This is a genomic window from Stieleria varia, from assembly GCF_038443385.1.
GTDB lineage: Bacteria > Planctomycetota > Planctomycetia > Pirellulales > Pirellulaceae > Stieleria > Stieleria varia.
In genome coordinates, this window is the sequence record NZ_CP151726.1 from 1,113,685 (window position 1) to 1,126,746 (window position 13,062).

The following is a 13,062-nucleotide window of genomic DNA, read 5'->3' on the forward strand; positions in this document are numbered from 1 at the left end:
TACCGACTTTGCGAAACAGGCGAATTGACGCACTGCAGGCTCGAAACTCGGTTTTCTGGCAGAGTTTGGCGGGTACTCGGTGCGTTTTTGACAACGAAAACGCCCCTGTCAGCTCTGCTAAACCTCGCAATCGGCACGATCGACGCCAGCCGGTCATACGGCCAGAGTCCCCGTCCTGCGTATTCTACCCGGCAATCACGTATTCGTGCACGAGAATTCGCGGTAAGAGACGGCTTGTTTTTGACGACATTGACGGCGTTTCGTTCCCCGTCAACAATCGGTTCTTCAAGGTACGAGTGCCACTCTCGCCATTTCTCTCCGCCAATTCGCAACGTTGAACGATGAATCCGCTGCAACAGCAAGACCCTCAGATCTGGGACGCCATTCAAGCCGAAGCCACCCGTCAACGTGATGGCCTCGAGATGATCGCAAGCGAGAACTATACGAGTTTTGCGGTCATGCAAGCGGCCGGCAGCGTGCTGACGAACAAATACGCCGAAGGATACCCGGGTCGACGCTACTACGGCGGGTGCGAACACGTCGACGTCGTGGAAACCCTGGCGATCGATCGCGCCAAGGAACTTTTTGGTGCCGAGCACGCAAACGTCCAGCCCCACAGTGGTTCGCAAGCCAACACGGCGGTCTACCTGAGCTGCCTGCAACCTGGCGATTCGGTTCTCGGACTCGACCTAGCCCAAGGTGGACACCTGACACACGGAATGAAGCTGAACATCAGCGGTCAGCTCTATCAGTTCCACAGCTATGGCGTGGACCCCAAGGATCACCGCTTGGATTTTGACCAAGTGGCGGCCTTGGCCAAGGAGCACAAGCCGAAGCTGATCGTCGCGGGTGCGAGCGCCTATCCGCGTGAGATTCCACACGAGCGGTTCGCGGAAATCGCTGCCGATGTCGGCGCAAAACTACTGGTGGACATGGCCCACTACGCCGGGCTGGTCGCCGCGAAACTGCACAACAGCCCTGTTCCATACGCCGACTATGTCACCACCACGACGCACAAGACGCTGCGAGGACCGCGTGGCGGCCTGATCATGTGCCGTGAGCAATTCGCCAAGGACATCAACCGCAGCGTGTTCCCGGGAACCCAAGGCGGTCCCTTGATGCACGTCATTGCGGGCAAGGCGGTGTGCTTTGCCGAAGCCCAGTCGGACGCCTTTGCACGTTACGGACAAGCTGTCATTGACAACGCCCAAGCCTTGGCCGAAACCCTCATGTCCAATGGCCTTTCCCTGGTCAGCGGCGGGACGGACAACCACTTGATGCTCGTCGATGTGACGTCCCTGGGACTGGGCGGCAAGAAAGCTGAAGCCGTTCTGGACGAATGCGGCATCACGGTCAACATGAACATGATCCCGTTCGACCAACGCAAACCGATGGACCCCTCGGGTATCCGAATCGGAACCCCGGCACTGACCACCCGCGGCATGGGCGTGGACGAAATGCGTCGCATCGGAAATTGGATCTATCAATCGCTGGCCAGCAGCGATGACGGTTCGCTGCACAAGAGCATCCGTGAAGAGATCCGGCAGATGTGCGAATCATTCCCTGTTCCTGCGGCCAGCGAAGCAATCGCGATGGCTTGATCCGACGGGCTCGACGAAGACTGTTCGTTTCGCCCGAAACCTTAGCCACCTGAATCCTTCCCGAGTACCTGATGCCCAACGCCCCGCACAAGATTTTGATCGCCGACGACAACGCGGCCAACCGCGAGCTCTTGGAGGCTTACTTGGTCACCGTCGACTGCGACATCGAAACATCGGTCGATGGACAGGACACTTTAGACAAAGTGGCTTCGTTTCAGCCCGATCTGGTGCTGCTGGACGTGATGATGCCGAAACTCAGCGGCTTTGAAGTCTGCAAGCAGATCAAGGAGACCCCGGCCACCAGTCGCGTCATGGTCCTGATGGTCACCGCGCTCAACGAACTGGGCGACATCGAACGAGCAGTGACCGCCGGAACGGACGACTTTCTCAGCAAGCCGGTCAACAAAGTCGAACTGCTCAAGCGTGTCGAGAACATGCTGAAGTTCAAGAATGTCGAAGACGAACTGGTCCGACTGCAGAGATACATCCAAGAAATGGAAGACGGCCAAGCAGCGGGTTAACGCTGTGACGTCGACGCGTCGGCTGTCTCGGGAGACTGATTGCCACCGGCCGCTGCGGAATTCTTTTGCTGCTCGATAACGACCTTGACGACATCGACCAATTGGTCCAAGCGAAACGGTTTGAACAACAACGCCTTGGGGTGCAATCCGTTCTGGCGAGCCTTGACGATCGAGTGACCAGGGTCGTACCCAAAACCCTTCATCAGCACCATGGGGACGTGTTGCATCAGTTGTCGCAATCGCATCATCAACTGAAAACCGCTGTAGTCGGGTAGCTTGATGTCACTGATGATCACATCGTACCGATCATCGTCTCGACTGCATTCCCGCACCATCAAGACGGCTTCGTCACCGCTGTGTGCGGTTTCCACGACGCAGCCGTATCGCTCCAGCAAATGATGGGCGTCCTCACGCACCTTTTCATCTTCGTCGACGACCAAGATACGTCGCCCTCGAAGTGTTTCATGCTCGTGTGAATCCACGCCAGGTGGGACGGCCTCCAACGGAGTCAACCGCTGGCCGATTTGCTGAATGGTGCGTTTGATGTCGCGGGCGTTTTGCAGGATGCGGCGGACGCGATCGGCCATGTCGGGACTGTGGCCGATGTAGTCCTCCATCACGTTGACGGCGTCGTTAAGGATTTCATCGACAGGCATTGCAACGGCGCTGTGGATCGCGTTGCAACTCTGCTGCGCCGTGTTCGCTTTCTGCGCCACAAGCAACTCAAGCGTATTCAACGCGTAGCTGATATCGCGTGCAAAGATCTCCAAAAATTGCAGATCGCTCTCATTGAACGCTGCGACTTCTGGGCTCTCGACGTTGATCGTACCAAGCACCTGGTCGTTCAGGATCAATGGCACCGTCAATGAGCTTCTCGTATCCGCCACGCCGGGGATGAACAACGAGTCGTTGACGACGTCGTAACAGATGTAGCTTGTGCCGCTGGATGCGGCGTATCCGGTGATGCCGTTTCCTTGCGGATGAGCGAAGAGCTGTCGGTCTGCAGCCTCTTGGTCAATCCCGACGCTCAACAAGGGAACCAGATTGCCCGTCGCGTGCTCAAGCAGGCGAATCTCGATGACTTCAAAATCCAGCAAGTCCTGCAAGTAGTGACGGATGTTTTCCTTGAGCAACTCGATCCGCTCATCGACCTCCATCATGAAGATCTCAGAAGGTCGCAAGTCCGCCAGCTCACGTCCCGCACGATGGATCGCGACGAGCTTCTGCTGCTGCAGGATCTCGTCCGTGATGTCGTTGACCGTGACCACCAACTGAGGCGACTGCTCGGTCCCGACGATCGGAGCGGCGCGAAATTGAAAAAATCGATTGTCGTTTGTCTGCAGCGTGCTGCTGCTCTCTTCGCCCGTTGCGAACGCTGTATGAAACGGGCACGCGTCGGAGCCCACCACATCGGGATCGCCGAACCACTCGTACAAGCTGACACCCACGACGGGATCATCGTCCGACTTACCCACCCACCGCTTCAGACGGCGATTGGCCCACAGCACACGGTTTTCTTGGTCGATCAACGCGACTCCCTCGGGCATGTCACGCAGCATCACGCCGCTCTGACAGACCCCACGAAGCTCGCTCAATTGCGGCAGTTGCTCGCGGCTGATCCAAACGCCTTCGATGGCAGGCTCGGCGAGCTGGTCAAGTATGACATCGGCTCCAACAAGCTCCATCACGTCGCCGGGCGTCAAATCGCGAGGCAACGTCTCCGAGGCCCCCACGCAAATAACGCGTTTTGGACTTGCGCTCGGCAAGTTGGCTTCTGCGGAACGATTCATCAAATCTGCTCCAGACACGCTGTAAACGCCGCCTTGGACGTCCGGATTCACGGGTTGCACCACGCGAAAAAAATCTTCCCCGTGATACCTTAATCTAATCTTACGCTGCGCGTAATGTCTGATCCATGAAGTCTGCTGAGTCGACCACCGTCTGTGGATCCCAGATGAGGCCCCAGAGGGTCTCCATGCCTTGACTTCCGCTCAGCACAATCCATCGCACCAGTGATTTGATGAAGGCACACCATGCTCACAACTCAAACGAGCCCACATCTCCACAGAGCCCAGTTCCGGCTCAATCTTGGCACATTCACTAGAAGTATCGGCTCTTGCCAATCCCTTCATCAGCTCTGGACATCCAATCCTGACGCATTGAATCACATTGATACCTGCGTATCGAAATGATGAAACCCGCACACCTATTCTTCTGCGCCGAAGGACTCCGCCGCCATATTGACGCTGCAAATTAGGCAGCGGAAATCCAGTCGCCTTTAACGGCTCCCTGAGGTCGATCGATCGTCCTTGCCGTCGGTTCCGCTGGCACCCATCGCCCTAACCCAAGAAATCAAACTCGGTCAGTGGAGGGCCAGTTGAGGATTGACACCGTCGCCAAAAACATTTCTCGGAAATACCCTGAGTTACCGTCCCCTGGATGATTGACAGCCCCTCGCCAGCGGCTAGATTTTAGCGTTCGGGCGCTAGCCCAATTTACGCAGCCGTTAAACTTCCTCGTATTTCTACTGTTGCCTCACTGGCTGTGAGACGTTTTGGAGGGTTTCCTTTGATGAAAGCACAAGTGCTTAAGTGTTTGCTTGGAATCGCGACGGCAATGCTGTTTGCGGTTAATGTACAGGCCCAGTGTGCCTGCGGCGGCTGTGAAGCCGGATCCGCATGTGTCGCTGACAGCGGCTGTGGCGCCGCTGACGGATGTGGCGGCGGAGCCGTCGTGAGTGGTGGAGCTGCTGCATGCGGCCCAACCGTAACCTATGAGACCCGCACCGTGATGCAGTCTCAAGCCGTGTTGGAGACCCGCATGGTCCCCAGCACATCGTACCAGACGGAAACTCGCACCCGTATGCGTAACGTGACTCGTCAAGTTGCCAAGGTGCAGACCCGTCAACAGACCTACACGGTCAACGTTCCTCAGGTTCAAACGCGAACCGAGAACTACACCGTCCAGGTCCCAGTCTCGTACACCGAAGAAGTCCCGTACACCGTTCAGGTGCCAGTGACGACTCAGGTCGAGCAAAGCTACCAAGTTTCGGTTCCTTACACGGAAAACGTGACTCAGTCGTACACCGTGTGCGTTCCCAAGACCGAGCAAGTCGAGCAATCGTACTCGGTTCAAGTTCCTTACACGGAAACTCAACAGTACACCGTGACGGTTCCTTACACCGAGCAAGTTGAACAGTCCTACACGGTTCAAGTTCCGGTTCAAAAGACCCGTACCGAAGAGTACCAAGTTTCGGTTCCTTACACCGAAGAAGTTCAGCAAGAGTACACCGTCCAAGTCCCCGTAACTTCGACCCGTACGGAATCGTACCAAGTGTGCGTTCCTTATACCGAGGAAATCACGCAAACGTACACCGTTCAGGTTCCTGTGACCTCGACGCGTACCGAAGAGTACCAAGTCTCGGTTCCTTATACCGAAACCGTTACTCAGAGCTACAGCGTTCAAGTTCCTTACGAAGAAGCTGAAACCTACAGCGTCTCGGTTCCTTACACCGAAACGGTTCAACAACCTTACACGGTCACCGTTCCTTACACGGAGCAAGTCGCGCAAAACTACACCGTTTGCGTTCCTTACACCGAAGAAGTTGCTCAGACCTACACGGTTCAAATTCCTGTTCAGCAAACCCAAACCGCTTACCGCTCGGTCACCAAGTGCGTTCCCGTCACCACGACGAAGACCGTCACCGAAGATCACGGTAGCTACCAGTGCCAAGCTGTCGTCGCTGACGGTGGCGTGAGCTACGGCTCAGGTGCAGGTTACGCTGCTGGCAGTGGATGCGGCGATTGTGGCTGTGCAGCTCCAGTTGCTAGCAGCTGCGGTTGTGCAAGTGCTTGCTCGTCATGCGGAAGCTGCGACAACGGTTGCGGTGGATCGACGATGGTCGGTGGTGCTGGTGTTGTCGGTGCCGGCTCGGCTTGTGCCCCTGCTGTTACCTATCGCCAAGTGTACGTCCCCAACGTGGTGACGAAGGAAGTTCCTGTGACGACGTACCAACGTCAAACCACTCAGGAGCCTTACACCTACACGACGACCAGCTACACGACCGAGACCAAGACCCGTATGGTTCCTGTGACCCGTACTCGTCAAGAAACTCGTACTCGTATGGTCAACGTGACCAAGCAACGTACCGAGCAGCGTATGCGTGACGTGCAGATCCAAAAGAGCCGCACCGAAGAGCGTACCCGCATGGTCACCAAGTACCGCACCGAAACTCGCACCCGCGAAGTTCCTGTGACGCGTACTCGCATGGAAACCCGCACCCGCGAAGTTCCCGTGACGACCATGAACACCGAAACCCGTACTCGCACCGTTCCTGTGACTCGCACTCGTATGGAAACTCGCACCCGCGAAATTCCAGTGACGACCATGAGCACCGAAACCCGTACCCGTACGGTCACCGTTCAGAAGTGCCGCACCGAAACTCGCACCCGCGAGGTTCCTTACACCGAGATGAGCACCGAAACCCGCACTCGCATGGTTTCTGTTCAACGTACTCGTCAAGAGCAACGCTCACAGGACGTCACCAAGTACCGCACCGAGACTCGTAGCCGCATGGTGCCCGTCACCACGATGGTCAACGAAACTCGTACCCGTGAGGTTCCCGTCACACGGACCCGCATGGAAACGCGTACCCGCATGGTGCCGCAAACGACCTACACCACGGAAACCCGCACTCGTACGGTCCAAAAGACCCGTATGCAATCGGAAACCCGTAGCCGTGAGGTCAGCTACACGGTGAACGTTCCTGAAACCCGTACCCGTACTTACAACGTCACCGTTTGCGAAAACGTGACCGAGCAAGTGCCGGAAACTTACAACGTCACGGTTCCTGTTCAAACGATGAAGGCTGTTCAAGTCCGAGTCTGCAAGCAAGTTCCTACGACCGTTCAAGTTCCCGTTTACAGCTACGGCGTTTCGGCTCCCGCTTGCAGCAGCTGCGGTGGCGAAACCGTCGTCGACGGTGGCGTCAGCTACGGCGAAGTCAGCTACGGCGAAGGTGCTGTTATCGAAGCAGCTCCGATGGCGACCGGTGCCGGCTGCACGAACTGCAACTAGTAAGTAACGACTGAGTTCGTTGACTAAATACCCTCCGATTGTTTAACAACATGTCGGAACATGAGCGGCCTCGGAGAATTCCATTCTCCGAGGCTTTTTTTTGCGCAATAGGCCAGCTCCCACAGGAGACACGTCAGCGTACGGTTCGTGTTGGGGCGGATGATGGCGTTCGTTATCGACTTGGAAAGTCGAACGACAATCGTCGCTCGACTTTCCAAGTCGATAGCGTGCCCCGCCAAGCGTTTTGCCGTTCCCGATCATTGACTTGTGCAGACTGGCCCCCTCCCGGATCTTGCTTCGCTCGATCCGACCTCCCCCAGCTGCGGAGACTGCTGATTTAATCGTGTTGCATTGTGTCTGTGAGCCGATGGCGCTAGCCACGGGCTTCGAAGGGTTCCGTCAACACCATTAGGCCCAGGCTAGCGCCTTGCGGCTCACTAAATCAGCAGTCTCCTGCGCCGAGAGAGGTGACAGAAGCGTACGCAAACATCGCTCACTGCGGTAACTCGCGTACCGATTCAACAACCTTCGAATCGTCCTCGTGGGGCAAAACCACGATCCCCATCGAGCCATAGATCTGATTGAAAGACTCGATAAAGACAGCCGGCGCTGACCGCGGAAGGCGGATGGGGCCTACCACGCGTTGCTCGCGATGTAGGGAGGCATTGCAGGGATGCGACTCGCGGTTACTGCTCATGATCGTCGCACCGTTCGGTCGCTCTGCTTGGTAGGTGTTGACGGAGTCACTGCGATTCTCCACGGTAAACGACCGACGGATGCGGGAACCCGAGGGTCTTATCGACTCGGTTGAAAACAGACTGCCCCGCCAAGTAACGTTTCAGATTGATGCAAGCCAAATTCGTTGTGTCATCCACACGCCGAGCAGACTGAGCGCCGACGTGCGGCGTGATGATCACCTTGGGATCATCCCACAGCAGGCTCGCGGGCGACAATGGCTCCACCTCCGTGACATCCAAGCCGGCACCGGACAAATGCCCCGACTGCAAGGCGTCCACCAGAGCGGATTCGATCACCACACTGCCCCTGGCCACATTGATCAGATAGGCGCCCTTTCGCATCTTGCTGAATCGGTCCGGGTCGAACATGCCCAGCGTGCTGGCGTTGAGCGGCAATGCCAAGATCACGATATCGCATTGCCCGAGCATCTCATCCAAGAGATCCGCGGGCATCAAACGCTGAACGCTTTGGGGACAATCCACATCGGCAAAGTAATCCGTTGCCAAAATCTCCACCTCCCACGGTGAAAGCATCTCGGCGATGGCGCGGCCGTTTCCTCCCAGCCCGACGATCCCGACAGTTTTTCCACGCAGATCATCGGTCGGCAAACGCACAAACTCCCGCTTTGCTTCCGCCCGAAAGAAGAGCGGCAACTGCCTCAGCAACCCAAACAGTAATGCAAAGGTCTGCTCGGCTACCTGGGGCGCGAAGAGCCCCGATGCACTGCTGACGATGATGTCGGAGTCGATCACGCCAGGCACTAGGCAGTGATCCAGCCCTGCGGCGGAAGATTGGATCCATTTCAATCGACCTGCCTGCAACACACGCTGCCAATCGACCGGCACCTTTGCGTGACCGATGAAAATATCCGCAGTGGGCAGCAATTCGTCGATCCGCTCCTGACCCGCGTCGACGATTTCTGCCTCCGGTGCTGCTGCCTGAATTTGAGCGATGTGGCCGGAATGGACGGGGTAGCAAAGTACGATGCGCATATCAGCAGTGCTTGTAAATGGAGCGGATCATCCGAAGAGCCGAGAATTCGAAGAGTCAATCATCCGAAGAGTTAGGGGAGTCGTTTGCACGATTTTGTCCGCCGTGTGTAAGCTGAGATCGGCACAGACCCATCCCAATGTTAGCGGATTCAATGATTCAAGCGAAGACATCACGGCTGATCGGCATTTCGGCAGGAATCCTGATTCTGGTCGTCTTGTTCCTGACGCCGGTTTGGGCAGATGCGGACTCGCCCGACTTCGACTCACCCGACTTCGAACCGTCGCCTCAACAAGTCCTGGCTGCGTTCGAGCAGTCCCACAACGGATTCAGCGTCGACGAGCTGATCCTGCAAGACTCATTGCGTGAGTCGTATTTGGATCGCTTGATGAACAAAACAACGTCGACCGACCGTGACCGATTCGAGCGAGTTGCCCTGGCCACTTTGTTGCAGTTGCGGAAATCGGGCAAGCTGACGATTCGGGCGACCCGGCGTGGTACCGCGGTGACATCCGATGTCATCCCCGTCGCCGAGATCGCCACCCGCGTGGTCATGGATCGACACCGCGTTTCCGTGGATGCGATTCTCATCGACCCCGAGTTGAGAGCGGAGTTGCATGTCGAAGCCCAGAAGCTGCAGCAGGACATCGACCTCTACCAAGTTCGAAAGGCGGCACTGCAACTACGAAAGCGTCGTGCCCTGCGTCCCGAGCTCGTTTTGCGAGTGGCCGACTGGCAACGAGAGGTCCGCACGTATTCTCTGGCCGAACTATCCAGCTTGCTCGAAAAAGACGACGTACCACATTCTCCTGGCGTGTATCTGTTCCGACATCCGACCGAGGGGTATTTGTACATCGGCGAAGCAGCAGACTTGTCGACAAGGTTGGCACAGCATCTGGAGAACAGCGATCGCAAGTCGTTGGCTGAATTCCTGATCGGATCAACACCCAAACAGGTGACGATAGAACTGCACGTCTTTCCCGCCGATTCACCGGCCAGCCGACTGACCGTTCGCCGCGCTTACGAAAGCGAGTTGATTCGATCACGGTCGCCGAAATTCAATGTTCGACCGTGATCCAATAGTTTGCTTCGCTCTGCACCTGTGAAAGATCAAACCGCCCAAGCGATCATCTGTTTGCCCCGCAGCCTGGACTGTTCAAAATTTGGTGTTGGCATTGTTTTTTCAGTCCATGTTTTGTCCCATGCATCGCAATCAGAGTGAGCCTCAGACGCTAGCCGTGGGCCGGCACAACAATCCGCATCAGGCCCACGGCTAGCGTCTGAGGCTCACTGGGGGCCACCAGCTGCGCCGGGAGAGGTGACAGAAACTTGCAGAGCGCCGCAGCGTCACAATCCCAAATTTTGAACAGCCCACCCGTAGCCAAAGGCGTAGGCGGATGCCCCATTTGACCCTGCGGTGCAATCCGGTTGGTAGTGTCTCCTACGCCTTCGGCTGCGGGTCAAACGATGTCGCGCACTTCGGCTGATTGCAATTCGGTTAGATTATTGGTCGCTATTGAGCGACGCCTTGGCGACGCGTGGTCACCGAGGCCCGCAAGCCGGGAACGCAAGACGGATGAGATATTTTCGCTACATTACGCTTAGGACCTTGAAAGATCATGACCGCTTACTCATTGCGTCTCCACATCGCTGCTTTTGTCCTGTCTGGGTTGTTCTTGTCTGCGTCGTCACATGCGGCCGACTCGCAAGCGGTATTGCGTGCCGGCGCGGCGGCCATCGACATCTCGCCGCAAGAATTTCCGCTGAACATGCCGGGCGGATTCAATGCCAACATGGCCGAGTCGGTGCATGACCCGTTCTATGCGCGGGCAATGGTGCTGGATGATGGCTCGACATCAGTGGCGATGGTCGTGGTGGACAATCTCGGGGCGTCGCCTGAGGTATTGAACGAAGCAAAAGCGATCGCGGCGGAGAAAACCGGTATGTCCACCGCCAACATGTTGATCTGCTCGACCCACACGCATTCGGGGCCGCCATTGAGCGTGTCCTCCGATTCGGCACCGGTGATTGCCTATCGAAATCTGTTTGTCAGCGGTGTCGCCGATTCGATCATCAAAGCACATGCCGCTCTGCAGCCGGCATCGGTTGGTGCGGCCGCCCATCCCTTGCCCGATGAAGTGTTCAATCGACGTTGGTACCTCAAGCCGGGCAAGATGCCATTGAATCCGTTTGGGGAGCTAGACGAAGTGAAGATGAACCCGGGAACCAATCCCGACGTGCTCGATCGTCCGGCCGGTCCTGTCGATCCCGATATCACAATCATCTCGGTCCAGGATCAGCGTCGGCGGCCTCTCGCTTTGTTCGCCAACTATTCCCTGCACTACGTCGGCGCGACGCCAAGGGGTCAACTTTCGGCGGACTACTTTGGCGAGTTTGCCCGCCTGATGCCGTCGCGAATGCGTGGAGGAGACTCGTTCGTTGCGATGATGTCCAACGGCACTTCCGGCGACATCAACAACATTCCGTTCTTGGTCACACGTCCGCCTCGTGAACCGTTCGAACAGATTCGTATTGTCGCGCAAAAGGCTGCCGATACCGCCTGGATGGCTCATCGCAAGATTGACAAGCACGATTCGAACGTGCCGCTGGGCATGCTGCAGCGGGAGATCACATTGCATTATCGTCGGCCAACGGATCAGCAATTGGCCGACGCACGTGCCATCGTCGCCTTGAAGGACGAAGCGAAAATCGCGAACTTGCCACGGCTAGCCACCAACTATGCCAGACGCGTCATCAACGCTGCGGAACGCAAAGAGGACACGGTGACGGTTCAATTGCAAGCCATCCGGATCGGCGAGCTAGCCGTTTGCGGAATCCCCTTCGAGACAATCGCCGAGATCGGCTTGGAGCTTAAGGATCGCAGCCCATTCCCGCAGACCATGGTGATCGGGTTGGCCAACGGCAGGCACGGCTATTTGCCCACGCCGTATCAACATCGACTGGGCGGTTATGAAACGTGGCTCGGCACCAACCATGTGCAAAAGGACGCATCAGTGATCATTGTTGACAACTTGCTCGAGATGCTGGCAGCGCTCCACGAACCTCAGTAACTAGCGTATCGTCCAGTCTTGATCGATGAACACGTCTCGCTGGGGTATAATCATGGCTGAACGAATCCGCCTCATGCACTCCACGGGACAGCACTCATGGTTCCACAGTTCGACCGGCGTCAATTCACGATTGGCGTTTCAACGCTTTTGAGCAGTTTGCTGCTGCAAGGTGACTCTGATTGCTACGCTGAGCAGCAAAGTCTGACAGAGAAACGGCTTGTATCGTTGGGGCTCAACGCGTTGGCCAGGGCACCCGAGATGAACTATTTTGCCGACGGGCATCGTGGCGCATCGATGATCTCGGCACATTTGATGTGTGTCGAGAACGCGTTGGATGATCAAGCGGCCGCGAGGATCGTTGAGCTGTTTGACTTGAACTGGGCACCGACGAAACTTTGCAAAGAGTTCCCTGAGGGCGACCCTGTTCCTAACGCGACTGAGCGAGTGGGCCAAGCGTTGGCGTCCGGTACAGGCGTGTTACGTGAAGTAGGGCATGATGCGATCTTTGCCATGCACGCGATCAAAGCGTTTCGCATGATGCCCGAGGTGGCGACCAAAGAACGTGTCGATGGGGTTTGCCAACTGATCAAATCGTTCAAGCCTTGGCGTGACATTGATCCCGCCGAAGACGTGGACCCGCCGCCGTTTACCGATGACGTGGCCGCGTCCAAATTCATCTTGAGAGAAGCAAGCGATTCGATCGATCGCTTTCAAGGATTTGGTCAAGGATTTGCCGGCCACATGCTGACCTTTGGACAATCGCTGGTTGAGATGGCTGCAATGGGCGACGTCGAGTGGGCCGAAAGTTGCCGAACGGCGTTTCGCAAATACGTCACCGTGACGAGGAAAGGGCCGCAACCTGATGACCGAAAGATCGCCGATCACAAACCCAGCACGCTGCGGCCAAAGGATTCAGCGTATTGGGAGAAGCGAGGAAACAAGACGCTTGGAATCGGTCACGTGTTCAAGTACCCGTACGCTTACTACGACCTGCTGAGGCGAGCGAACGATCCGGATTTGGCCCGAGAGTGGGACGCCAAGGCATACCACTTGTTCTAAAGCTCG

General features: G+C 56.7%; 8 protein-coding genes. 6 read left to right on the forward strand and 2 right to left on the reverse strand.

Translation table 11 applies throughout. The features are described from left to right. The first annotated feature begins 341 nt into the window (after positions 1-341). Together glyA and Pla52nx_RS03895 are read left to right on the forward strand one after the other, a co-directional pair. Positions 342-1,601 (forward strand): serine hydroxymethyltransferase, encoded by a 1,260-nt coding sequence (glyA, locus tag Pla52nx_RS03890; protein ID WP_146518367.1) that lies wholly within the window; start codon positions 342-344, stop codon positions 1,599-1,601. 71 nt (positions 1,602-1,672) lie between these two features. After that, positions 1,673-2,122 carry a response regulator gene (locus Pla52nx_RS03895; protein ID WP_146518368.1) on the forward strand — a complete coding sequence of 150 codons (450 nt, stop codon included), beginning with the start codon at positions 1,673-1,675 and terminating at the stop codon, positions 2,120-2,122. Here the strand turns inward: Pla52nx_RS03895 and Pla52nx_RS03900 are convergent. Next, positions 2,119-3,912 (reverse strand): hybrid sensor histidine kinase/response regulator, encoded by a 1,794-nt coding sequence (locus Pla52nx_RS03900; RefSeq protein WP_146518369.1) that lies wholly within the window; start codon positions 3,910-3,912, stop codon positions 2,119-2,121. The genes Pla52nx_RS03895 and Pla52nx_RS03900 overlap by 4 nt on opposite strands. 781 nt (positions 3,913-4,693) lie before the next feature. Here Pla52nx_RS03900 and Pla52nx_RS03905 point away from each other — a divergent pair. Continuing rightward, positions 4,694-7,198 carry a hypothetical protein gene (locus tag Pla52nx_RS03905; protein ID WP_146518370.1) on the forward strand — a complete coding sequence of 835 codons (2,505 nt, stop codon included), beginning with the start codon at positions 4,694-4,696 and terminating at the stop codon, positions 7,196-7,198. A gap of 743 nt (positions 7,199-7,941) precedes the next feature. On the opposite strand, the gene Pla52nx_RS03910 is transcribed toward Pla52nx_RS03905, so the two are convergent. Further along, a complete protein-coding gene (locus Pla52nx_RS03910; protein ID WP_146518371.1) occupies positions 7,942-8,928 on the reverse strand; it encodes a D-2-hydroxyacid dehydrogenase in 987 nt (328 codons plus the stop codon). Between the two features lie 137 nt (positions 8,929-9,065). Between Pla52nx_RS03910 and Pla52nx_RS03915 the strand changes: the two genes are divergently transcribed. The 3 genes from Pla52nx_RS03915 (at position 9,066) to Pla52nx_RS03925 (ending at position 13,056) form a co-directional block, all read left to right on the forward strand. Continuing rightward, positions 9,066-10,001, forward strand: coding sequence for a GIY-YIG nuclease family protein (locus tag Pla52nx_RS03915; protein WP_231741703.1), 936 nt, complete (start codon positions 9,066-9,068; stop codon positions 9,999-10,001). 544 nt (positions 10,002-10,545) lie between these two features. Further along, positions 10,546-11,997 (forward strand): neutral/alkaline non-lysosomal ceramidase N-terminal domain-containing protein, encoded by a 1,452-nt coding sequence (locus tag Pla52nx_RS03920; RefSeq protein ID WP_146518373.1) that lies wholly within the window; start codon positions 10,546-10,548, stop codon positions 11,995-11,997. Positions 11,998-12,093: 96 nt separating this feature from the next. After that, positions 12,094-13,056 carry a hypothetical protein gene (locus tag Pla52nx_RS03925; RefSeq protein ID WP_146518374.1) on the forward strand — a complete coding sequence of 321 codons (963 nt, stop codon included), beginning with the start codon at positions 12,094-12,096 and terminating at the stop codon, positions 13,054-13,056. The last annotated feature ends 6 nt before the right edge of the window (positions 13,057-13,062 follow it).